Genomic DNA, 24156 nt, shown 5'->3' with positions numbered 1-24156 from the left:
ATGAGCTATTCAACAAAAAACTACACCGCCGACGGGGGAAATCGTACCGTCATCGGCGGTGTTTTAGAAATTGCCGGGGGCAAGGTCATTAAAGATGGACAAGAGGTCAGTTTAGGCGGCAACCAATCTGAACCAGGACCCGGAAGCGTAACCCATGAAATGCTGGCGGATAAGTCGGTCCGCAGCAGGAATATCGGTACCGGCAGTGTAATGGAAGAACACTTAAATTCATCTATTTTAGATCGTCTCAAGGCTATAGAAGATAAATTGAAAGAGCTTGCCGGTTCTGAGTCTGACGGAAAAACGGAATAAAAAATAAACGGAAAAGGATGATTACAGATGGCTGAAGATTATTTATATGAAAGTAATGGAGTCAAAACTTCATCTGAAAAAGGAAAAGACGGCAAGGCGATAACGCCAGTCTATCTCAAAGAAAACAGCGAAGAAAATCCTCTTTTTGTAAAAGGGTTGCAGGGTGAAAAAGGGGAGAAAGGTGAGCCGGGTCCTCAAGGTGAACCAGGCCCTCAAGGCGAACCAGGCCCTCCAGGTGAGCCAGGTCAAAAGGGCGATCCGGCTGTTATTGAAGAGGGCAGCATTGTGCATGAAATGCTTGCAGAAAAATCCGTCCGGAGTAAAAACATCGGAACTGGCAGCGTGATGCCGGAGCATCTAAACAGCGAAATTACAAAAGTGCTTGATGAATTGAAACAAAAAATGAATAACCTTGAAAGTGACCTGGCTGCTTTGAAAGGAACAGAAGAAGAACCGACAGAATAGGCGGTGTGTCCTGAATGGATTTAGAGGCTATTAAAAACTATTTAAAGGTCGAGCATGAAGAAGATGATCGTCAGCTTTTGAATCAAATGGCGGCGGCCAAAAGCTATATTATCAACGGGATAGGCAGGTATATTGAAGGGCACCCGCAATTTGAGCTGGTGCTTCAAATGCTTGTCCAACATTGGTATGAAAACAAAGGGATATATGAGTCCGGGGGGACCGGCTTATCTATCCCTTTTACTGCTGAAAATATATTAACGCAGCTGCGTTATATATCTGTGGAGGAACAAGAAAATGAGAAAAAAGATCAGCCAACTCCGGCACCGTCTGACCTTTCAAAAGAAAACCGAGACACAGGATGAAGAAGGTAACTGGAATGCAACCTATGTGGACTTATTCACGGTCTGGGGAGCTGTAGAGGGGGCTGGCTCTCTCGGAAATAGCGAAACTATGATTGCCGGGGCATTGGGAGTCAAGACCCCCAAAAAAATCACGGTGCGTTACCGGAAGGATATAAAACCGAATATGCGGATTGTTAAGCGCGTTCCTAAAGAAAAGACGGAACGCGTTTTTGATATTTTGGACACTAACGATCCGGATGATCAAGGGGAAGAGCTTGAGATTCTTTGTCAGGAGGTGGGAATCAATGGCTGATATGAGCTTTGACGGCATAGATGATCTAACGCAGTATTTTGAAAAAATCGGCGGAGACGTCGAAAAGGTGGAACCCGTAGCGCTAAAGGCCGGCGGTGAAATTATCGCTGAACGGCAACGCTCCCACGTTAACCGGAGTGATAAAAAACAACCTCATATGCAGGACAACATCACAGTCTCCAATGTCAGAGAATCCAAGGACGGAGTGAGGTTTGTGGCCGTTGGTCCGAATAAAAAGGTAGCGTATCGCGGGAGTTTCTTGGAGTGGGGAACTTCAAAAATGCCGCCGCAACCGTTCATAGAAAAAGGCGGGAAAGAAGGGGAGGGGCCTGCTGTGGAATTAATGGAGCGAATACTTACAGCGCCGATCAAATGACCTACTCTCCTAAAATTGAATTGGTGAGCACACTTAATTCCAGTGCCTTAATAAAAAGCCTTGCATCTGGCGGAATTCATAACCTCGTTGCGAATGATGTCAGCGCATTTCCAAGAGTAGTTTTTTCGGAGATTCAAGATGCTGATGCGGATTTTGCAGACAACAAGGTCTATTCGTTTGAGGTGCGTTATCAGATCAGCATTTTCACTCAAGCGAGTACCCGCGGCAAAGAAACAGCGATTGCTGCGGAAATAGATAAGCTTATGCGAGAAATCGGCTACAGCCGGTATGATTCGCAAGATTTATACGAAACAGACACAAAGGTCTTTCATAAGGCCAGACGTTATAAAAAAACCTATTATCAGGAGGGGAAATAGATGGGGAAAGTATTATCTGGTTTGGATATGTTTCATATCGCAGAAGTATTAAAAGACACAAAAGATGAATTAAAATTTTCTGTTCCCGAAGAAATACCGGGCGCCGTTAACTTAAAAATTGATCCTAAATCAGAACAGGAGGTTTTTTATGCCGACAACGTGGCATATGCCACTGTTAATAGTTTAGGTGATATTGATGGTGAAATGGAAGTTGCCGACCTTCCTCTTGACATGCAGTCAAGGATTTTCGGTAAGCAAGTGGAGAATGGCATTCATTTTTCTAGTGCTGATGATAAGACACTAGAGATTGCTCTTGGTTTCCGGGCCAAGCTCTCTACCGGCGGGTACAGGTACTATTGGGTGCTTAAAGGGACCCCAGAATTAGTACCGATTGAACACAAAACGGACGAAGGGAAAGCTACACCCCAAACAGCGCAGGTCAAAATTAAATTCATGCCTCTTACTAATGTAAAAGAGGGTAAGCGCAGATGGGATGCAAAAGCAGAAGAAGATAAGGCCAATGGGATTAATGCTGAAACATGGTTCAAACAAGTTGTCTATAAGGACATCACGAAAGAGGGAACGCCTGTCGTTGATGTCGGTAAATAATTCATTGAGCGCCTAAGAGCGCTCTTTTTATATGAAAAAGGAGGAACTTACATGGAAGCATTGTCTATTACACTTCGGCTTGATGGCAAAGATAAAAAATTTGTTACACCTGACCACATTACAGGTTTATTGTTTCGGAAGGCTGCAAAGATTGCAGACGATTTTGAATCACAAGATTCAGAGCGTCTTTTTACTAATGAACAGGTTGAATTTGTCTGTAATACCTTTGGCCAGAAATTTACGCCTGATGAGTTTGAAAAAGGGATTGACGCCCGGCTGGTAGGAAGAACAATCTATGCTGCTGCACAGTATGTGTTGGGGAATATTGCGGAAGCAACGGCTCTTTTAAATAGCGAGGGAATTTCCAGCGGTGAAGAGCCGGGGGAGTGAGTCTGCCTGAGTCAGTCCTTGATATGTATAACGCCCTTGAGGAAATAGGATATACGCAGAATCAAATTGACGAAATGGACATTGTCTATCATCTGAAAAGACTGGCTCGGAGAAAATCACAAGAGAAGACCCAAACGAAGGCAAAAAACAATGATGAACCTATGTATATTGATCAATTTCTCGGATAAGGAGGTGCCCGATTGAGCAAAGACATAAAGGTCAGGCTGTATTCGAATTCATCTGAGTTTAAAAAAGAAATGAGCGCCTGTGCTGTTCAAATGAAAAATTTGAAGTCGGAATTTGAAAAAAACCGTACGGCAGTGGGTGTGTGGGGAAACGAATTAAAAACTGCTCAAGTAACCGAAAAAACATTAACACAACAATTGGAAACACATAAACGCAGAGTAAAGGCGCTTGAGAGAGCTTACGCAGACGCGGCTATAAAAAAAGGGAAAGACATAAAAGAAACGCAAACGCTCGCCCGCCGTTTAAATAATGCTACTGCCGCAATGAATAAGACGCAAAACGCGCTAAATAGTACGACTCAGAGGATAAAAACGTTAGAGGAGGCAGCGAAAAGAGCTTCCTCCCGTGTTCGAATCATGGGCGAACGAATGGATTCAATTGGCGGAAAAATGCGCTCTGTTGGTTCGTCTGTAGCTATGACATCGGGCATCGCCTTTGGTGCGCTGGCTCTGTCCCTACGTGATGCTGTTAAGGTCGGCATGGACTTTGAAAAGCAAATGAGTAAAGTCCAGGCCATTTCCGGCGGATCGGCGGCAGAGATCGCAAAATTGAGAGAGCAGGCAAAAGAACTCGGTGCAACCACTGTCTTTACAGCAAGTCAGGCAGCGGATGCACAGGGTTTTTTGGCAATGGCCGGATTTAAGGTTAATGACATTTATGATGCAATGCCCGGGATGCTCAGTCTGGCGGCAGCCGGCCAACTGGAATTAGGTGCAGCCGCAGATATTACATCAAATATCATGTCTGCCTTTGCTCTAAAAGCAAAAGAGTCAGGGCACGCCTCGGATGTCATTGCTTACGCCGCAGCCAACGCAAACACCAACGTTGAACAGATGGGCGAAGCCATGAAGTTTTTGGCGCCGAACGCTAATTCCCTTGGTTGGGGAATGGAAGAATCAGCGGCCGCCATTATGGCTTTTGGTGACGCAGGTCTTCAAGGCTCAATTGCCGGGCAGGCTTTTGGTACATCCTTGATCCGTCTCGCTTCGCCAACGGGGAAGGCTTCGAAGCTTGTCAAAAAATTAGGTTTTGATTTCTTCGATGCAGCCGGAAACATGAAAAGCATGCCGGAAGTCGTTGAGGAAATGGAAAAAGGTCTGAAAGGCATGACCAAAGAGCAACAGGCGGCCGCATTAAAAACGATCGTGGGCGCTGAAGCATATAAACATTGGGCTGTCCTTCTTCAAAAAGGTTCAAAGGCTCTTGGGGATAATACTAAGGCGCTTGAAAAATCAGATGGAGCCGCTAAAAAGATGGCGGATACAATGCTGGATAATGCACACGGAAGCATAGTAGCTTTTCAGTCAGCACTTGAAGGGGCAAAAATCAAACTGACGGAAAGCCTTTTGCCTGCCCTGGGCGATTTAGCAAACAAGGGCAGCGACTTGATTATGATGTTTAATAATCTGGATTCCGGCACCGTGCAAACCATAGCGAAAACAGCCGTTCTGGCGACAGGTGTATTAGGGGTTACGACAGCCGTCGCCACGCTTACAGCTGGAATAGGAGCGCTTTTGGCGTTTACCGGTCCTGTTGGCCTTGCGATTGTCGGAGGCACAGCGCTGCTTGGCGGTATTTCGGTTGCTACATACGCTTACACTGAGCAATTGAAGAACCAGAAAAAGCAGCAAGAAGAGGCGCGGGAATCCGCCTTGCTTTACGGCGATGGCGTTTCTAAAGCAACACAAAAATCTGCTTCCGCCTATGTGGATTTAAGGGAAAAGGCAGAACTGCAGCTGTTTGAATTGACGCGGGTATCTGGTTCAGAAGCTCAAAAGATGTCAGCTAAATTAATTGAAACATATGCCAGCATGCGCGACCAGTTGATACAAGAACTTGAAGGACTTAAAAAGGATGCTCTGGTTGTCTTGAAAGGGCTATATGCGGACACCGATGAGAAAACAAAAAAAGCCGGCGAAAAGATGACTGACAAGATGGTCGGCGCAATTGATAAAGATATGCAAGAGGCTAGAAATAAACTGAAACAGTTAAATGCTCTGCAAAAAGAGACAGGCCTTGTCTCCTCTAATATGAATGCCTCACAAAAGAAGCAGTTCAATGACATTGTTTCTTATTTTGAGTTGTCTACAAGTAAATTTGCGGCCAATCAAAAAGAAGCCTTAGCAATGCAAAAAGTAGTAACGGATCAGCAAGGGCAGCTTTCATTTAAACAAGCTCAGAAGTACAACAACGATATTAAAAAAGTCTATGACGATGGTAAACAAGCCGCCAAGAAAGACATGGAATACAGAAATGATGTTATTGAGAAGTTGTTTGCGCAGGGATATATAGAAGCTGAACAAAGAAGATCATTGCTGAGCAAAAGTACAGCTGACTATAATACCGCATTAGCAAAAAACACGGATGCCTATGAAAAAAATTCAAGCGCCTTATTTTCTAAAATGTCACGAGACGGCAAGCTGCTTGATTTAGAGACCGGAAAGGCATTGGATAGACAAGATGAATTTATATCTAATTCAATGGGGATTATGGTCAAAACTGAAGAGTCAGAAGCTCAATATCAAGAGCGATGGGCAGCCAGGCAAATAGATTTTCTTCAAAAATTAGGACAATCCAAAGAAGAAGCAATTGAGACTACCCAACAGGCTTTAGAAGAGTTTTACCAAGGCATGGGGATGACCCAAGAACAAGCCCGTGAAGAAGCAAGTCAAATGGTTGCCAATGTTGAAGGGGAATTAGATAAGCCGACAAGCGCCGAGCAATCAGGAAAGAAGGTTGCTGAGGACTTTTCCGCTGGCTTGAAGCAGTCCACACCAACAGTTATTGGCGGGGGAACGGTCTTACAGCAGGCCCTTAACAATTCACTTTCCGCAGATAATACCACGCCCGCACAAGCCGGACAAAATAAAGGAAATGCCTTTCGTACCGGTATCAATTCTACAAAGCCCGGTAATGCACAAGCGGGGGCGTCTGTACTCCAATCTGCTTTAAGCGAGATGAGGAAAGGCGGCGGGCAAGCAAATGCAGCAGGACAAAACAAAGGGAATAAGCATAAAGCTGGTTTAACGTCTACCAAAGGCGCCAATACATCTGCGGCCGGCTCTCTTAGCTCATCGGTAACGAGCAATTTAGCCAAAACCTCAGACGGCGGAGGAGGTAAAAAGGCCGGAACTGAATTAGCCAGCGGCGTTCTTAGTAAAAAAGGCTCAGCAAATACCGCCGGAAAAAGTGTTGCAAACAGCGCAAAAACAGGGCTGAAAAGCGTTAAGACACATAGTGTTGGTTCTGATTTTGTAACCGGCTTTATAAATGGAATGGGATCGCAAAACGGCTCTCTCTTCAGCGCGGCGTGGAACTTGGGGAAATCCGCCTTGAGGTCTTTAAAGAAATCTATTGACTCCCATTCTCCTTCCAAACTAACAAAAGCGGAAGGGAACAACTTTTCTGATGGGTTTGCGTTAGGGATAGAGGACAAGGCTAAGAGCGTGAAACAAAGTGCTGCTTTTATGGCGCAGAACGCGATGACCTCGTTTAAGCAGGAATTAAATCAGATGGCTTTCAACATAAAGGGGGCTGCTGATCAGCTCATTTCAATGAAGTCGGAGCTTACCATCCGGAATGAAGTTGACACGCCTGCCTTAAACCAAAAGCTCGATGCTCTAATCACACTCCTGTCTCAACAACAGTCTGGCGGATCAGGACAGGTCTCGATACCTCAGCAGCCTATTATCATCCATCCGGCTCCGGTGCATATGGACGGCCAACAAATTGCAACGATCGCTTTTGAAAAAGGAGATGGCAGGATACTTGATCAGAAAGCTGCAGACCGATACAACCAGAATGCCTATAAAGGCGGTGTCAGATCATAATGCTAGATTTATATATTGATTTTAATAACGGTATGGGGGAGCAAAGCTTATCACGTATTCTCCGCCGTTTTAAGGTGCGCAGCTTCACGCCTGACTCACCGAATATTGAGCGAGAAACAACAACACTTCCAAGGATAAACGGTTTAGTACTGCCGCAACACCCCCGGGACGTTGTTTACAAAGAGAGAGGTATCAAGGTTGATTTTTTATTAGATTCCGTCATTGCCGAAACCTTTTATCAGAACCGGCATGAACTCTATTCATTGTTAGTGCAGCCGTTTCCTTATTATATTTCGACGGACCTTCTGCCTAACCGTCGGTTCCTCGTTACGTGTGACGGGAATTTTACTATCACTAAGGACAAACAGAAAAATCATGCCACATTTACAGTGGATTTCACAGACATTCTGGGGCTTGCCGAGTCGAAGTATACCTCTTCTACCATCCAGAATTTCAATGGAGAGCACTGGAGTCCCGGTATGGGAATCCTTCGGAGAGATGATCTTGAATATCATTTCAAGAACCAAAAACGATTCAGCGTTTACAATCCCGGCGGCGCCGCGGTCAACACTCTGCAGCATGATTATAACGTCTTTCTGTGGGCCAAAGGCACAAACGTAACCATTGCGAACCGAACAAACGGGGAAAAAGTGAAAATTGAGCAGGAGCTAAAACGCTCGCAAAAAGTCACATTCATCAGGCAGTACACTGTAATCGGGGATAAGCGTCTGAAAACATCCGGCCGTCTGCCGACACTGGATGTAGGATGGAACGATTTTGAAATTATAAACTCAAATGACTTTGAAATTTTATTTGATACACGTTTTTATTATAAGTAAGGAGGGATGAAATGGTTGCGGCTGACTTTATTAAAAGCCTGGTACCGGGGGCGCAAAAGGTACGCAAAAAATATAACGTCCTTGCCAGCCTTGTCATTGCTCAAGGCTGTCTGGAAAGCGGGTTTGGAACGAGCGGACTTTCCAAACAAGCTTACAATTTGTTTGGGATAAAGGGAACCTATAACGGAAAATACGTGTTAATGTGGACCAGCGAGCAGGATAAATACGGAAATGTGGAGAGGGTACAAGCTAAATTCAGAAAGTACCCTTCATACGCTGAGAGTTTGGCCGATCTGGGAAGCTTGTATAATCGTCTTGATCGGTATAAAGCAGTGGTAGGGGAAACTGATTATAAAAAAGCATGCCGAGCCGTTCAAAAAGCTGGTTACGCAACAGACATCAACTATGCTAATAAATTAATTACCATGATTGAACAGTATAAGTTGATGCAATATGACGATACGTCAGAATTGCCGAACGAGCCTGATGATCCAGAATCCCCGGAGACCCCAGAAGAGGAACCGAGCTTTCCGAGTAAAGAATATACAGGTAACGACATCCCTCTTAATAAAAAATTGCCGTCAGATGTGGACTTTCCTCAGTTGCATGTTTCCACGAAGGATGGAAATGACGTTGTGGAAGTAACGGGCGTGATCGTTGATCTTACAGACGATACTACCGGGAAAAAGAGCTTTACCTTTACAATTACAAAAACAGAGAGCAATGCGACTGAATTCGATTTACTGGTCAATGACAATATTCTTTACATTGACGAAAGAAGATTCAAACAACAAAAATACTATATTACAGATGTAGACTTGAAGCAGGCTAAAAACGTCCTGACAAAAACAATCACGGCCAATCATATATTTACCGTTTTGCTTGCTGAGAATCGAGTGGATGATACAGTGACGAAGAAATTGACCGTAAAAGAGGCCTTTGACATTGCGTTAAAGGGTACTGATTTTTCATATGTGCTGGAAGAGCCACAAAGCAAATTCGCCACCGCCGAAGAAGAGAATTTTGGTGATAAAAACTCTACCGAATTAATAGATCAGCTCATAAATGATTATGAGTTAGAGCTTGACGTGGATAATTATAAAATTCATGTCTATAAGAAAATGGGGAAAGAGATTCCTTTCACATTTGACTCTCGTTACAATATGCCGGGCATCAGTATCAAAACCAACTCTCAAAACTGCTCTACCCGTGCATGGGGATATGGTGCGATGTCTAAAGACAGTAAGAGCACAGACAAAAAACCGAAATACGTATTTGAGCCGATCTTGTACATCCATCCAGAGGAAAAGAAATTCCTGCGGGAAGGTAAACCGAAGTGGGCCGACCCGATCAGAGACGAAACTATAAAAAAGTCGGGCAGCATGGTTTCTGCGCTGAAAAAACATGTGAATCCATATCCAGAAACAGTCGTCAGTGTGGATTATCAATATGTATACGAACCGAAATTGCTCAAAATTGAAAAACCGTTCTGGAAAGGCGATACAGTCCACATTTTAGCCGACACAGCAGACGGAACGACTTATGAGGATGATGTGCGGCTCTTAACGATTCAATACAATCCGTTGAATCCATACAGCAGCCCGAAGCTGACTTTTGCCAATTTCAGAAAAGACATACAAGATATTGCGGTGAATCAGGCCAAGAAGCTGAGAGAACAAAAACGATATATTGATCAAATACTGACAGCGCTTTGATAGGCGTTTTTTATTTTGTCGAAAAGGAGAGTGAATACAGTGTTGAGGTTGAAAAAAAATTACGATACCACTAGAAACTCTCGTTATGAGGATGAGCTATCTGGTGATATGGAAGCGATCGAGAGTAGCATAAACGGACTTGAAAGTGAAATTACCCGTCATAAGAAAGCTGCTACGGCGCATACATCTGAGCAAATTGATCACGGGGGCTTTTCTTTACGAACTTATATTGACGGCCTTTATAATCGGGTGCGCAATCTCATTCTTAATGCCGACGGGACAAATGTAAAAGAAGTAGTAGATGCCCGTGTTACTGCTGATGGGGAAATTGCCCCGCTGCTGAAAGAGCGCCTTGACAAGGAATATAACAAACTTCTACGTAAGATCACCAGAAACGTTAACGTAGACGACTACGGGGCCGACCCTACTGGGGAGACAGACAGCACAGAAGCATTCAAAAGAGCGATCGGAAACGGAAAGGTGCGGCTCAATTTATCAGCCGGCGAATACGTCATAAGGGGCGTCAAGCTGCCGTCATGGACGTATTTGATCGGCCAGGGCATGGGCGTCACCACGCTAAAGCTGCACGAGGACACGCCGGCCAGTGAGTGGGTTGTCACAAATGCTGATCATGCGAAAGGCAACCGGAATATCGTTGTAGAAGGTATGTCGCTTGACTGGAATCCTGATCGTCAGGGCGGCGTAGGCGCAACCGGAGGTGTACATTCAAGCTGTCTGCTTTTCGCGCAAGTAAAGTTTGGTATTGCGCGCGGCGTTGAAGGTATTAACCCCGGCTTACATTGTTTTGATGTATCAGCGCCTTCTTATGACATTACAGCAAAAGATTACACGGCAACGGGGAGCAAATATATTTGGATCGACAAGTGTGTCGGCTCGGGGTATGGTGACGACGGCATTACGACCCATTACAGCGAGTATATTTTCATCACAAATAATGTGATGACGAACCCGCGCGGCACCGCACACCGTAAAGGGGGAGCCAATTCAAACGGAATTGAAGTGGATGACGGCTCCAAGCATGTCTGGGTTATAGATAATTATACAGAGGGGAATGTGCGGGGCGTAGAGGTAAAAGCCCATAAGGAATGGCCGGCACCGAGTGACGTTCACATTCGCGGTCATGAATCATTTCGTGACGTTCGCTCATTTGATTTACGGCATATTGATCACCATCTTGTAAAAGACCCATGGAGCGAGACGGCTCGTGATGTGACGTTAGTAGACTGCACATCCCGGGAACCCGTCTATAATTCGCTTTATGAAGGATTAGCTCCGAAAGCCCTTGTCGTTTCGGCGTACCAGCGTGTTCAGATTATCGGATTCAAAGCCATAGGTGATCCAACATATGATTACAAAGACGGCTCGATCATTGCTTTCCAGTATAAGAGCAGGAAGATAACAGTAAACAACTTGCATATAACCGGGTTTAAAAAGGCTGATTGTGACATCTATATTACCGGTGGCGATCAGATGACTGACGATGTGTTTATTTCTGATTTTGTTATCCATGATTCCGCAAGAACCGGCATCGCGATAGGGGGCGGCGTGCGTAATGTCAACTTGTTAAATGGCCTTCTGCATGTAGCAAGCGGAACGGCCGGCATCACCTCTCCGAACACCCAGACCAATATTTTTCTTGTCAGAGCTTACGGTTATAAGGATGCAGCTGTCCTTGCCGGAGAAAAGCATTCAGTCGTCCCGAATAACGTCAAGGGAGGATTTCGAGCAGCTTCCAGCTCGGGCCATGCACTTACGAAATACAGTGCGATTATTGCGTGTACAGGGCCGACGTACGCGAAAGGTGAGCGCAACCTGCTTGCGGGGAACGCCGGCGGCTCTTCCTCAGAAGGCTCACGCAACGGTGTCATGTTTTCATACGATTCTCATACAACAGGAGACGGGCCGTCCTCGGGTGTCATGTTCTCGAAGGCCACAAAGAATAGTAAATCTTACACATTGGCTTTAGGCCATGGAAACGGCAAAGCCTCGGAAGCCAACAAAAAAATTGAATTAAACGCAAAGAATGGAACAGTCAAGGCCACAGGCGCCATCGAGAGCGTCTCGAATTTAAAAGACTTGGCGGAGTATTTTGAATCAGCTGACGGAGCAAAGATAGAGGCATCTTATCTTGTAGCGTTAGAGGGTGACAAAATCCGAAAAGCACAAGAAGGCGACAAGATACTCGGGGTCGTTTCTAAGACTGCCGGCGTTGTGCTTGGCGGAGCTGCCTTCTATTGGAATGATCGTTTTCTTCGTGATGAATTTGGCGGTATTATCTACCGGGAGGTATTTGACGGTGAGGACATCATTACGATTCCAGCTGAGAACCCGAACTATGATCCGGAAGCTGAGTACAAGCCACGAGAGGAACGAGACGAGTGGCATATTATTGGATTGATTGGTCAAGTGTTCGTGCGGGTTGATGATACCGTTAACGTCGGTGACAGTGTTTCAGCAGTTGACGGCATCGCGACAAAGGCGGAAAGCGGCGGATACGGAACCGTGATGAGATTTGAATCCCCGTACGATGCGGAAAAAGGATACGGTGTGGCGCAAATGATGGTTACACCGCAGCACTAAGGAGGGATAAGCGGCGATGTATAAAACGGGCAGCGTGCCGATCAACATTAATACAAATCCAATCAATGGCCGGAGTACAAATATACAATTTATGACGCAAGACACGGGCAGCGCAAAGCTGTTTTTTTCTTTTACAAAGGATGGTGTACCGTTGCCTCTGTCAGCCGTAGATGCAAAAATTGTCCTACTGTATGATGATGGATCGTTTTATAAAAAGAGCCTCATCATCACTGACAAGGTAAACGGCACAGCGGAATATGTGTTGTCCAATGCAGAACTCAAGCATTACGGAACGGTTAAGGCGGAAATCAAACTATATTACACGAACGGCCAAGCGCTGGCGACTTCATTTTTTACTTTCTCTATCGCCAAAACGTTAGAGGATCAGAACATCGTTCCGACAGCTGATTATTACATTGATGATTTTGAAACGCTGAGAGACGGGATAAACCACATCGTCGAAGAAATCAGTCAGACTGTCGAGGAATTACAGAAGAAATTTGCCGATCTGGAAGCTATTGAAACGAAAGAGGGCGCGCAGCAAAAGGCAGATGCTGCAGAGGAAAACGCCAAGTCTTATACAAACGATCATGCAAAAGATAACGTGAAACACATCACGGCTTTCGAGAGAAAAGAGTGGAATGCCAAAGAAACCCCCTCCGGCGCGCAAGATAAAGTAAACGCCCATGCGAACGATCAAGAAAAGCATGTTTCTGCAGCTGATCGGGAAGCTTGGAACAGCAAGGAAACAGAAGACGGAGCGCGGGATAAAGTCAATATCCATGCAAGTAACACGGACATTCACGTTACGGCCGAAGATCAGGCGTATTGGGATGATATGACACGGCAGTTCAAAGCTCATAATTACAACCAAGAGAGGCACATCTCTGCAGCTGAACGAAAGACATGGAACGGGGCTACCACCTATGCCAACATTATGCTAAAAAACGGGGCTGCCGCAGGGACCCGAACGCCTATATACGCAAAATGGGGGCCTCTTATCTTATTAAGGGGGCATGTTAGAACTGAACCAGAAATCATATTCGGCTCCATCCCCGCGGAATACGTACCAGCTGGCGGGGGCGTTTATTCAGTTCCGTTGAGTGGGACAGGAGGCACGGCCAATTTAATCATTTATGATAATGGGGATTTAAAAATAAAATACCCGGACCCGGCGGACTCAAGTAAGATGGGCGGAGGCTACTATCTGGATGTGGTCGTGGGCTTTCAGGAAGGAGGGACAGCATGATTCAGGTTTATGAATACGATGAAAATTTCATTTTGACTAAACCCGTTCCGATTGAGCCTGATGAAGAAGGAAACTATACAATCCCTGAGAATTGTACAACCGTCCAGCCTCCGTCTTTCATAAAGGCGATGTATCACCCCGCTGAGAAGACATGGACGGAAGCCGCCACCCAGGAAGAGAAAAAAGCCCTAGAAAAGCAAATTGAAAGCGGGCGGAGGCCTTTTACCGTTGATGAATTGAAAGCTCAGAACGCGGCCATCACAACGCAGCTTGCGGAAGCGCAAAGCCTGGCCGAGTCACAAGCGCAAATGATTGCCAATCTTTATCTAATGCTGGCGGAGGGAGGGAAAGGGGTATGATGGATTGGTTTACAAGCGTTAAAACCATCTATGGATGGGGGCCGCAATACTACAGTAATGCAGACGTGGCCCGTTTTGTTGAATGGGGGAGAATTACAGAAGATCAATACAAACAAATAACCGGCTTAACCTATCCAATGACAAAACAACCTGTCAGTGTGGATTTAGGCAACGTCGCAAACTGATCGACACCCCAGCGGTGTTTTTTATTTTGCCTCGAAGGAGGTGATCAAAACGGAGGGAATACATGTGTGGATGAATTTTGAAAGCTTACAGATCGCAAGAACATATCTTTTCGGGGAGGTGAAATACCTTGACTTACTTCTGATCCTTAGCATCTTGGATGTCATCACCGGCATTATCAAAGCGTGGAAAATGAAGCAGCTCCGGAGCCGCAGCGCGTGGTTCGGATATGTCCGGAAGATGCTCAGTTTTATGGTGGTCATCGTCGCAAACATTATTGATACGATAACAAATTTGAACGGTGTTCTGACCTTTGGAACCGTTCTTTTTTATATCGCAAATGAGGGCCTGTCCATCACAGAAAACTTGGCACAGATCGGCGTTAAAATTCCGGCCGTCATCACTGACCGGCTCCATGTAATTGGAAGCGACAACGATCAGAAAACAGAAAAAGACGATCAGGCCGCAGGTTAATCCGGCGGCCTTTTTATATTTCAAAACAGAATAGGAGAAGATGAAAAATGGTGAAAATCACAAAGGACTTTATTCCAGTAGGACACAATAACAGACCGGGATACGCAATGGACCCGGTATACATCACAGTTCACAACACGGCGAACACGGCAAAAGGGGCAAGCGCTGCCATGCACGCCCGATATGAGAAGAATCCGGAAACGGCCACAAGTTGGCATTTTACAGTTGACGAAAAAGAGATATATCAACATCTGCCATTGAATGAAAACGGATGGCACGCGGGAGACGGAAACCGCGGAACTGGCAACCGGAAATCTATCGGCATTGAAATTTGCGAGAATAGCGATGGGGATTTTGAGAAAGCCGTGGCGAATGCTCAATGGCTGATCAAAAAGCTCATGAAGGAGCAGGGCATTTCCCTTGCAAACGTGGTCCCTCACCAACACTGGTCCGGCAAGTATTGTCCGCGCAAGCTGCTTGATCGATGGGACTCCTTTAAAGCAGGTATCAGCGGCGCCCCGTCTAAAACGGAAAATTCTCCTGTTGATAAAACAAAAGAATCTTATATTAAAAATACAGTTGTTGCTGACAGCCTTAATGTGAGAACTCAACGCAATGCCAACTCGTCTATTGTGCTTGCTCTTCCTAAAGGTTCGACTGTCCAATATAAAAAAGGATCGACTCAAAATGGTTGGGGTTACATTAAATATACCAATTCTAAAGGAGCCACATACAGCGGTTACGTTAACGTAAGATATATCAAGAGCGATGCAGAGTTAGGGAACACCCCTTCAAAATCTGCTCCTGCTAAACCTTCAAACAAGACTAGTGGGGGTATTAAGTCTGTAGGCAAAATTAAAATTGTTGGTGTGAAAAGTGCAGCCATTATTATGGACAAACCAGACCGTAAAAACGCCAAGAATGTGGATACAATTGGTCTCGGCAAGACAATTAACATCTCAGGTTCTGTTAAAGGTTCAAACAACTCTAAAGGCTATTGGGAAGTCATCCACGGCGGCAAACGGCGGTATGTGTCTGGACAATATGGAAAAATGGTTTAAGTAAAGCGTTTTTAAAATAACGAAAAAGCCCCCTTTTGAGGGGGTTTTTATTTTGGTTCAATATTTATTATTAGCGATATTGATGGAATTTTAGCCATAGTAACAGAGTAGTCCCCATCAATTGCATCAAGAATTTCTTCGTCACTTTTTAAAAGGTCATATAAATGACCTTTATCAATTCCTAAAGTTTGAAAAACCGCAAATATATTAGCCAGACCTATTGGAGAAGCCATATTATCTGGACTGGATGTGGATAAATGTAAACGGTAGAATTTATGATTGTTGTCATACCATGCTTCCAAAGTGAAAGTTCCACCGGAGTTATCAGTATCTGTTTTTAGCTCTCTTGTGTAAACTGTACCATCTTTGATTTCGGTAAGTTTAAAATCTCCGATATCATCTTTATTAATTAGGCTAAGGTCATTGTTTTCAATATCTTGGGCAGTTTCATTGAAAGTTTGCACAAATTCATCAAGACTAAAGTTAAATTCTTTTTGGCTATCCTCAACACTCTGAACGTAAGAGTCTCCCTCGTCTTCAGAATTCATTGGCTCATCTGTATTGCTTTCTGTGGTAGCAGTGACATCCTCAGTTTTGGATTCGTGAGAATCTCGATTTAACGCACCCATAATGAAAAAAAGAGATAAAGCCAAAACAAGGCATAATGGAGCTATTTGTTTACCTATTTTCTTAGTTTTTTCAAAGAAGATAAAAATCAATGCTGTAATAAAGACAAAGGTTGCTAATGTTGCAATAATACCAAGAATAATCATATAATCCCCCTCTTATTTTAAAACGAACGTTTACATTTTAAAGCAAAGGAGGATTCATTTCTATGCTTTGTAAAGGATTTGATAATGATTGGAATTGCGAACCGAAGACAAAAGCAATACTGGAAATATTATCGAAATAACAAAAAACCCTTCTCAAAAGGGAAGGGCTTTGTTTATATGGACTTTTTGTTTCTATTCTTCGTAGAGCTTATCTACCAAGTCCGTAAACGAATTACATATGTGACTCAGAGCACCCTCAGGATTTTCAAATGCAATCTCATGATCCCAAAAAACAAGAGGGGGATTACTATGATTCTTTCTAAAATCGTAGCAGATCTCATTACCAAACACATCATCCGCAATAGGAATTACTTTATTAGGCATTCTGCCGTCTCGATAACGATTAGAAACGTTAATTATGTATGACTCACTATCCTCATGAAAACTATGTAAGTATCCGAAAGCAATCCCTTTTCTTCCTTCAAAATCAAAATTCTCAGGAGTTGGAGTTGCGCCAGAATAACTTTTGACATATTCTAAGTAATCTTTTGGGAACTTTACTTGTAGCGTATTTTCTACTTCTTGAATTTCTTCGTTACTGATAGGATGTTCTCCGAAATCCCATTCAACCATGTTATAACTCTCCTTTATCTGTATTCGGAACCTCCGCCCCAGATGTTTCTTCCACCAGTGTGCCCTGTCTTACCATGTATATCTGCATCAACTAGCTGCATTATACCTTCATTTTGATGGTGATGCCACGTAAACCCTTTTGGTTTTTTCCCTTTTATAATTTGCTTCAACTGCATTTCTGTAAAATGATTTTTCAACTCGGGATTTTTGTTGATTTCTTGCAACAGGAGTTCGGTTGCTTTTTTAAACTGTACAGTATCTTTTTCAAGATATAATGACTTATCAATTTTCACTTCTACAACGGGCTCAAATATTGGAAAACCATCTTTATCATAAGGTATACCTGTTATAGGATGCACATCATTTTTTAAATGACCATTTTTTAAGTTAGTTGTTACTGTATTTCCAAAGGCATCTTTATGTGTGAACGGCGCGGCCTGTGTCAGCATATCTTGCTTTTTTTGAATTTCTTTCTCTAAAAGCGGAGTGTTTTTTACATTATGGGTGTTTTCAATATCTTTTGCTATTCCAACAAGGGCAGGTTTGTTCTTATTTTTCAATAAAGAGTTGATGTAGTCTGTTCCGTTTTTTATTCCTTTGTGTACATGGCTTGCAGCGCCAGGCTCCAATACTTTTCCCGCCTTGGAGAAGCCTGTTTTTGCGAGTTTGCTTGATACGTTAACCGTCGAGCCCACACCTTTCAGGCCGACAAGGCTGCCCACCGCATAGGAGACGTAGTGCGCTCTAGAGTACGTATCACCATTCACCATTTGATCATTCCACGAATCGGCTAGGTTTGTCCATATGATTTTTGCGTAAGACGGAGTATTCAATACGGTAGAAATCGTTTTAACAACCTTTTGTTCATCAGAGAACTGATAAAAGTCCCAGGCGCCGACAGCGAGGTCTTTCAGACCTAACACAGTATCTTTCCCAACATCATAAAGGCCGACTGCAACCCCTTTGAAACCGTCTGTGAGTTCTTGCGTGTTTTCAATTTGAGTGAAATAACGCTGCTGTTCTTTTGTCAGGTTTTCATAGCCGATTGTTTTAGCCATTGAGTAGAACTCATCGGCATTCGCATAGTCGAAATTGTTTAGCCTTTCTTTTAGTTTTTCAACCTCACGTTCTCTTGCTTCTTCTTTCTTAATCGTAAGGTAAGCATCCGAATGCCTAGCAATCTCGCCTTTTTTCTTATGGATGTCGCTTTCACGGTACGCCTTGGCATTGTAATGAAGCGGAGTTGCGCTTTTTCCTTTGCCCGTGGCGTTTTGAAGTTGCTGAAAGTCGGCCTGGATGAACTGTTCGTTCGCTTCGGTTTCTGCGTATTCTTTCGTTAGATCGTGATCAAGCTTGCCGAGCTTATGTATAGTTTCGCTTCTTTTTTTATCAGCTGAAGAAAGCTTCTGATCTGTGTTTTCGGTTGAAAACAGATCAAGCGAGATGATGTCTTCGATTTCTCCGAGGATGGAACGCATGTCTTTTTTCTGCTCTTCTATAATCGCCTTTGATTTACTGAGGGCATGGGTGAGCTCGTGCTCCAGAAAAGATTCTTCTACATAAGATCCGGAAAGACCTGCGTCTTCGACTTTGCCGGGAAGGCTTGTGAGAAATGCGATTTTCATATCGATCAGATCAAGCCAGCTGTCTGTGACGCCGGCGTGGTCCTGGAAAAAGGCTTTGATGTTATCTGCGCCCCGGCCAGAGAAATCGCCGTCACCGAGATCAGCCATGCCTTGAAATGCTTTTTTCAGGTTAACCATCTGGCCGCGGAGTTCTTTGTATTCGTTTGCGCGTTGTTTAGCGGCAGAAAGCAGGGTGGTTGCTTCAAAGATTTTCATGCTCATATCCTTTCGCGATAAAATGTTATTCAAAATTTTACCACGTTGAAACTCGGAGTAAAATAAATATCTTTAAGAATTCGAAATTCACACAGATAAAAACACTTAAAATATTTTTCACAAATTTAGCACAAGGATTGTTAAAAAAGCTTATATATCAACGTATATAGAGGTATATTGTACGTTCTCCTAGAGCGTTTTTTGTATGAGATAGGCGCAGCTTAATAATGTCGGTAAAACAAAAACCCCCTTGTTATACAAGGGGGTTTTGAGTTGAATATTTTGTGAAAACCTGGTGGAAATGATGTGAAAAAAGCCCGCTGTAAGCAAGCGGGCTTTTTCTTATATGACAGCATCAAATTGATTGACTTTCCAAACGTTGTTCTCTTTTACGAATGTTACATCGCGTTTTGCTGACGGAGAACCGTCAAGAGTCGGTACAGTGAAGCGGTATGTTTGGACGCTTCCTTTTTTAGAAAGAAGGGTCATTTTTGCTTTTTTCCAATTCAGGAGGTTATCTCCGTCGCCGACCGGAACAGCCAATTTGCCGTCTTTTACAGTGAAGTGGTAATCTTTGAGCCCTTTGTCAATCGCTTGCTTTGTAAAAGCGGGTGTCAGATATTTTACGGCTTTCGCTTTTGTTCCGAGGTCTTTGCACATAAATACATATTGCAGATTTTGATATTCAAACGGTTCAGATGTGCAATTTGCGTTTGATTTAAGCGCACCGCCGCTCATTGTATTCCAGAAATGTTCTCTCGCTGACAGGGCCAGCTGAAGTGCTTGTTTTTGTGTAAGGTCATTAGGTGCATTTTTTGCAGTCGCCGCAGTGCCCAATGACAGAATCAATGTAATAGTAGTGAGGAATAATAGCCATTTTTTCATGATATAATCTCTCCTTCAATCAATCTCTTTCTCTTATGTTACAAATGTTACAATAATTACGGTAAGATTACAATACCTTTTCAGAAATATTTTCCGGACTTTTTATTTTTATGGTTTATTTCCATGTAAGACGTGAGAAAAAGATAAAGAGTTTCATTGAACAAAAGGTTTTTACAAGCTGTCTGCTGAATAATAAAATGGAAGAAAATCAAAAAAGGAGTCCTACATATGGAAGTACAAGATCATTTAGAAACAGCGGAAGGCCGCGGCCAGTCAGTCTGGCGATCGATGTCACTGTTTTTAGTGCCGCTGCTTTTAAGCAATGTATTGCAATCTGTCGGCCAATTGGTCGGAATGGTATTTGTCGGAAGGTGGCTCGGAGTCGATGCGCTTGCCGCCGTATCGTCTTTTTTTCCGCTGTTTTTTCTGCTGATCTCCTTTACGATCGGAATCGGTTCGGGAAGTTCCATTCTGATCGGGCAGGCTTACGGCGCGAAAAACGAAGAGAGGATGAAGGCGATTGTCGGCACTACACTGACTTTTACCTTTATGCTCGGTGTTGTCCTGGCAATTGTCGGCAGTGTGTTTACGCTTGATATTCTGCGGCTGATGGGAACGCCGGAAAACGTAATAGATGTCAGTGTCCGATATGCGCGCATTTTGTTTTGCGCAATGCCGCTGATGTTTTTATATTTTGCGTATACGACATTTTTACGCGGAACGGGAGATTCAAAGACTCCGTTTTATACGTTAATCGTCAGTACAGTCATAAACATCGGGCTCTTGCCCTTATTGATTCTCGGGCTTTTCGGACTTCCGAAGTTCGGCATTTACGGTTCGGCGTATGCAACCGTGATTTCAAACATCGTGACATTTATCGTACTCATGGTTTATTTGCGGAAAAGGAAACATCCATTGGCATTTGACCGGACTGCGCTCCGTTCTCTTAAAATGGACAAAAAGCTGCTCGCGCTTTTACTCCGTCTCGGTATTCCGTCGAGCATCAATATGATTCTCGTGTCACTTTCTGAAATTGCGGTCATTTCATTTGTCAATCATTACGGATCAAACGCGACGGCTGCTTACGGGGTCGTCAACCAAGTGGCGAGTTATGTGCAGATGCCGGCGGTAAGCCTCGGTATCGCCGTTTCCATTTTTGCCGCCCAATCCATTGGCGCCAATCAATTCGGCCGGCTGAAACAGGTCATCAAAGTCGGCATCGGCCTGAATTATTTGATCGGCGGGGTTTTGATTGTGCTGATTTATACCTTCTCCCGGCAGATACTTGCTTTGTTTTTAACAGATCAGGATACACTCCACATTGCCCGCAATCTGATTATGATTACCCTTTGGAGTTATTTGATTTTCGGTCACGCTCAGATCGTTTCAGCAACGATGCGGGCGAGCGGTACGGTGTTATGGCCGACGATTATCAGCATTTTTGCGATTTGGGGAATTGAAGTGCCTGTGGCCTTTATTCTTTCTCATTATACGAATCTCGGCATTCTCGGCATTTGGGTCGGTTATCCGGCGGCTTTTGTCGTCAGCCTGCTGCTGCAATACGGATATTACCGGTTTGTATGGAAGAAAAAACAGATTACCCGGTTGATTCAATAAGGTTTTACCGCACATCGCTCAGTTCATACGGGCGATGTTTTTTTTAGAGAAGGAAAATGAGTTTAGGAAATGGAATTCCTATACATGCTAGAAAACAAGGAAAGGGCAGGTGCTTATGACGATTGAACATACGACTTATTTAGGGGTTTCAGCCATAAAAGCGGAGACTGATCAGGCTGAATGCATCATTGTGCCGGAGTGGGGATCAAATGTCATATCGCTTCGGGATAAAAGAACCGGTATGCGGCTTCTGAGAGAACCGGAAACTGCGGAGCAATTCCGCGCAAAACCGATGCTGTACGGCATTCCCGTTTTATTCCCGCCGAACCGGATTACGGACGGGACGTTTCGTTTTGACGGCCGCGCGTATCAATTTGAGATAAACGAAGAGGATAAACATAATCATATTCACGGCTTTCTTCACAATCAGCATTGGAAAGCGGCGGCAGCGAAAGCAGAGGGGGATGGAATGACAGTCGAAACAGAAATTGATCTTTCAAAGATTCCCCGTGTTCATAAACAATTTCCGCACGATGTCGTTGTCCGGATGACCTATACATTAAAAGACAATGTGTTTACGCAGCGGGCGCTGATTATGAATAAGGGAACGGAGGCTTTTCCTTGGGGGCTCGGCTATCATTCCACATTTGTTTTCAATGAAAAGCGATCACGTCTTTTTTTGACGGCTGACCGCATGTGGGAATTAAATGAACGTTTCGTGCCGACGGGCCGTTTATTGGATGTTCCTGATAAAGAAGCGTTCCGTCATGGGATGTCTTTGAAAAATAAACAGTTTGACGATGTTTTTCTTTCTTCCGGACGGAATGGCGGCAATAATGAAGCTGTTATTTATCATCCGGATGAGAAATTATCCGTTTTGTATCAGGCAGACACGTCTTTCAAGCATTGGGTGGTATATAACGGTGACGGAAAGCAGGGGTTTGTCAGTCTTGAGCCTTATACTTCCGTTACAGATGCATTTAATCTGAATCAGCCTGCATCACTGACAGGGCTTCAGATTCTGAAACCGGGCGAAGAAGCGGCTGCGTCATCCAGGATCACCATTTTGCATGACGAAGAATAGGAAAGAGGCGGGATAACATTGAAAACATATGTGAAACGCTTGAGCGCGGTGATTCTGCTTTTGATCATTGCCGCAGTTCCTTATATTGATGATGCGGCTAAGGCGGCTGAACAAAAAAATACTTTGCAAAAAGAGCTGGAACACATTCTGGATGAAGAACCTGCTTTAAAGGGAGCTTCAGCGGGCGTCAGTGTCCGGTCAGCAAAAACAGGGGAGGTGCTGTTCGGCAGCCGGGAAGATATGCGGCTGAGGCCTGCATCACTGATGAAGCTGCTGACGGCATCTGCGGCGCTTTCCGTTCTCGGAGAAGATTATACCTTTAAGACAGAAGTACGGGCAGACGGCGCCGTAAAAGGAAAACAGCTGCGCGGAAACCTTTATCTCAGGGGAAAAGGTGATCCGACCCTATTGGCTTCTGATTTTGAGAAGATGGCTAAACAGGTCAAAGCCAGGGGCATCCATATCATTAAAGGAGATCTGGTCGGGGATGATTCGTGGTATGACGATACCAGGTATTCAGTTGATCTTCCGTGGAGCGATGAAGGCCAATATTATGGCGCGCAAGTATCAGCTCTTACCGCTTCACCAAATGAGGATTATGATACCGGAACGGTGATTGCGGAAATCAGCCCGGCGAAACAGCCCGGTAAAAAGCCGCGCATTTCGATTTCTCCCCATACGGACATCGTTTGTGTGAAAAATGAAGTGAAAACCGTCGCTTCTGATGAAAAGAAAGATTTGACGGTTGAACGGGAGCACGGTGGCAATGTGATTACGATAAAGGGAACCATACCTGACGGCTCGGCACAGGCAAGAGAATGGGCGGCAGTGTGGGATCCAACGTCCTATGCTTTAGATTTATGGAAACAAGCGCTTACTAAACAGGGGATAACTGTAAAAGGGAAAATCAGAACAGGGCGAATGCCGCACCGCACCCAGCTTGTCACATCACGGACATCCATGCCTCTTTCAGAATTATTGATCCCGTTTATGAAACTGAGCAACAACGGGCACGCCGAAATTCTGATCAAGGAAATGGGAAAAGTGAAAAAAGGGGAGGGCAGCTGGGAAAAGGGCTTGGACGTGATGAAATCGGAGCTCAAATCGTTCGGGCTGAATCCGGATGAATTGATTGCAAGAGACGGATCCGGCGTTTCTCATATTAACGGCGTATCCGCCGGTCAAATCGGAGAGCTTTTGTATGCGGTTCAGAAAGAAAAGTGGTACCCGGCTTTCCTTCGTTCGCTCCCTGTCGCCGGTGCAAGCGACAGAATGACGGGAGGAACCCTTCGGAACCGGCTGAAGAATACTCCGGCAGAAGGCAAAATTAAAGCGAAAACCGGGTCACTAACATCAGTCAGTTCGATTGCCGGCTATGCAGACACAAAAACAGGAGATACGCTTATTTTTTCCGTGCTTCAAAACGGGCTGCTTGACGAAGATGACGGAAAAGACATTGAAGACAAAATTGCAGTCGTGCTGGCAAATCAATAAGAAGGGCCGAATCCTTAGAGGATTCGGCTTTTTTTGATGTCTGTAAACATTATATTGCGATTATGAATCAATCTTTTCAAAAAGTAATA

24 protein-coding genes and 1 pseudogene are annotated in these 24156 nt (G+C 44.3%); 21 read left to right on the top strand and 4 right to left on the bottom strand.

The features are described 5' to 3' along the window. The 18 genes and pseudogenes from NYE28_RS10770 to NYE28_RS10685 all read left to right on the top strand — a co-directional run. Positions 1-312, top strand: a complete 312-nt coding sequence (locus NYE28_RS10770; protein ID WP_064107511.1) for a hypothetical protein — start codon at positions 1-3, stop codon at positions 310-312. 27 nt (positions 313-339) lie between these two features. After that, positions 340-777: a collagen-like protein gene (locus tag NYE28_RS10765; RefSeq protein ID WP_342490055.1), complete on the top strand. Its 438-nt coding sequence runs from the start codon at positions 340-342 to the stop codon at positions 775-777. A gap of 14 nt (positions 778-791) precedes the next feature. After that, positions 792-1139 carry a head-tail connector protein gene (locus NYE28_RS10760; RefSeq protein ID WP_048367359.1) on the top strand — a complete coding sequence of 116 codons (348 nt, stop codon included), beginning with the start codon at positions 792-794 and terminating at the stop codon, positions 1137-1139. After that, positions 1072-1431: a phage head closure protein gene (locus NYE28_RS10755; RefSeq protein ID WP_039251289.1), complete on the top strand. Its 360-nt coding sequence runs from the start codon at positions 1072-1074 to the stop codon at positions 1429-1431. The genes NYE28_RS10760 and NYE28_RS10755 overlap by 68 nt, the downstream gene beginning before the upstream one ends. Continuing rightward, positions 1424-1807 carry an HK97-gp10 family putative phage morphogenesis protein gene (locus tag NYE28_RS10750; RefSeq protein ID WP_061521161.1) on the top strand — a complete coding sequence of 128 codons (384 nt, stop codon included), beginning with the start codon at positions 1424-1426 and terminating at the stop codon, positions 1805-1807. The genes NYE28_RS10755 and NYE28_RS10750 overlap by 8 nt, the downstream gene beginning before the upstream one ends. After that, positions 1804-2184, top strand: coding sequence for a DUF3168 domain-containing protein (locus tag NYE28_RS10745; RefSeq protein WP_064107514.1), 381 nt, complete (start codon positions 1804-1806; stop codon positions 2182-2184). Before NYE28_RS10750 ends, NYE28_RS10745 begins: the two co-directional genes overlap by 4 nt. After that, a complete protein-coding gene (locus NYE28_RS10740) occupies positions 2185-2793 on the top strand; it encodes a major tail protein (RefSeq protein WP_195866441.1) in 609 nt (202 codons plus the stop codon). A gap of 51 nt (positions 2794-2844) precedes the next feature. Then, positions 2845-3183, top strand: coding sequence for a hypothetical protein (locus NYE28_RS10735; RefSeq protein ID WP_039251296.1), 339 nt, complete (start codon positions 2845-2847; stop codon positions 3181-3183). 2 nt (positions 3184-3185) lie between these two features. Next, positions 3186-3371 carry a hypothetical protein gene (locus tag NYE28_RS10730; RefSeq protein WP_172437946.1) on the top strand — a complete coding sequence of 62 codons (186 nt, stop codon included), beginning with the start codon at positions 3186-3188 and terminating at the stop codon, positions 3369-3371. Positions 3372-3383: 12 nt separating this feature from the next. After that, positions 3384-7259, top strand: coding sequence for a phage tail tape measure protein (locus tag NYE28_RS10725; RefSeq protein WP_342490054.1), 3876 nt, complete (start codon positions 3384-3386; stop codon positions 7257-7259). Beyond that, positions 7259-8098 (top strand): phage tail domain-containing protein, encoded by an 840-nt coding sequence (locus NYE28_RS10720; protein WP_072177821.1) that lies wholly within the window; start codon positions 7259-7261, stop codon positions 8096-8098. Before NYE28_RS10725 ends, NYE28_RS10720 begins: the two co-directional genes overlap by 1 nt. An 11-nt stretch (positions 8099-8109) precedes the next feature. Next, complete coding sequence (locus NYE28_RS10715) at positions 8110-9813, top strand: phage tail spike protein (protein ID WP_342490053.1); 1704 nt, start codon at positions 8110-8112, stop codon at positions 9811-9813. Between the two features lie 39 nt (positions 9814-9852). Beyond that, positions 9853-12414: a peptidase G2 autoproteolytic cleavage domain-containing protein gene (locus NYE28_RS10710; protein WP_342490052.1), complete on the top strand. Its 2562-nt coding sequence runs from the start codon at positions 9853-9855 to the stop codon at positions 12412-12414. A 16-nt stretch (positions 12415-12430) separates the two neighbouring features. Beyond that, the gene (locus NYE28_RS10705) at positions 12431-13663 is read left to right on the top strand and encodes a phage baseplate upper protein (protein WP_342490051.1); all 1233 of its coding nucleotides are present in this window, start codon (positions 12431-12433) and stop codon (positions 13661-13663) included. Further along, a complete protein-coding gene (locus NYE28_RS10700) occupies positions 13660-14022 on the top strand; it encodes a hypothetical protein (RefSeq protein WP_342490050.1) in 363 nt (120 codons plus the stop codon). The genes NYE28_RS10705 and NYE28_RS10700 overlap by 4 nt, the downstream gene beginning before the upstream one ends. Next, positions 14019-14207 carry an XkdX family protein gene (locus NYE28_RS10695; RefSeq protein WP_064115584.1) on the top strand — a complete coding sequence of 63 codons (189 nt, stop codon included), beginning with the start codon at positions 14019-14021 and terminating at the stop codon, positions 14205-14207. The genes NYE28_RS10700 and NYE28_RS10695 overlap by 4 nt, the downstream gene beginning before the upstream one ends. A gap of 70 nt (positions 14208-14277) precedes the next feature. Beyond that, the gene (locus tag NYE28_RS10690) at positions 14278-14679 is read left to right on the top strand and encodes a phage holin family protein (RefSeq protein ID WP_342490482.1); all 402 of its coding nucleotides are present in this window, start codon (positions 14278-14280) and stop codon (positions 14677-14679) included. A 47-nt stretch (positions 14680-14726) separates the two neighbouring features. Beyond that, positions 14727-15209, top strand: a pseudogene (locus tag NYE28_RS10685) (N-acetylmuramoyl-L-alanine amidase); the annotation flags it as partial. 578 nt (positions 15210-15787) lie between these two features. On the opposite strand, the gene NYE28_RS10680 reads toward NYE28_RS10685, so the two are convergent. The 4 genes from NYE28_RS10680 to NYE28_RS10665 all read right to left on the bottom strand — a co-directional run bounded on the left by NYE28_RS10680 (position 15788) and on the right by NYE28_RS10665 (position 19872). Beyond that, positions 15788-16513, bottom strand: coding sequence for a hypothetical protein (locus NYE28_RS10680; RefSeq protein WP_342490049.1), 726 nt, complete (start codon positions 16511-16513; stop codon positions 15788-15790). Between the two features lie 192 nt (positions 16514-16705). Then, positions 16706-17146 carry an SMI1/KNR4 family protein gene (locus tag NYE28_RS10675; RefSeq protein WP_342490048.1) on the bottom strand — a complete coding sequence of 147 codons (441 nt, stop codon included), beginning with the start codon at positions 17144-17146 and terminating at the stop codon, positions 16706-16708. Between the two features lie 14 nt (positions 17147-17160). Beyond that, complete coding sequence (locus tag NYE28_RS10670; protein WP_342490047.1) at positions 17161-18987, bottom strand: T7SS effector LXG polymorphic toxin; 1827 nt, start codon at positions 18985-18987, stop codon at positions 17161-17163. A 342-nt stretch (positions 18988-19329) separates the two neighbouring features. Next, positions 19330-19872 (bottom strand): IseA DL-endopeptidase inhibitor family protein, encoded by a 543-nt coding sequence (locus NYE28_RS10665; protein ID WP_014418077.1) that lies wholly within the window; start codon positions 19870-19872, stop codon positions 19330-19332. A gap of 228 nt (positions 19873-20100) precedes the next feature. On the opposite strand from NYE28_RS10665, the gene NYE28_RS10660 reads away from it, so the two are divergent. From NYE28_RS10660 to dacB, 3 genes are all read left to right on the top strand, one after another. After that, positions 20101-21489: an MATE family efflux transporter gene (locus NYE28_RS10660; protein WP_038463999.1), complete on the top strand. Its 1389-nt coding sequence runs from the start codon at positions 20101-20103 to the stop codon at positions 21487-21489. Between the two features lie 115 nt (positions 21490-21604). After that, positions 21605-22573, top strand: a complete 969-nt coding sequence (locus NYE28_RS10655; RefSeq protein ID WP_038464591.1) for an aldose 1-epimerase — start codon at positions 21605-21607, stop codon at positions 22571-22573. 18 nt (positions 22574-22591) lie between these two features. Beyond that, a complete protein-coding gene (gene dacB, locus NYE28_RS10650; RefSeq protein WP_038463996.1) occupies positions 22592-24067 on the top strand; it encodes a D-alanyl-D-alanine carboxypeptidase/D-alanyl-D-alanine-endopeptidase in 1476 nt (491 codons plus the stop codon). Positions 24068-24156 lie beyond the last annotated feature (89 nt).

Source organism: Bacillus sp. FSL R5-0443 (assembly GCF_038608285.1).
Taxonomy (GTDB): Bacteria; Bacillota; Bacilli; order Bacillales; family Bacillaceae; genus Bacillus; species Bacillus velezensis.
The sequence above is the reverse complement of the archived record's forward strand: the minus strand, read 5'-3'. Positions and strand labels throughout refer to the sequence as shown.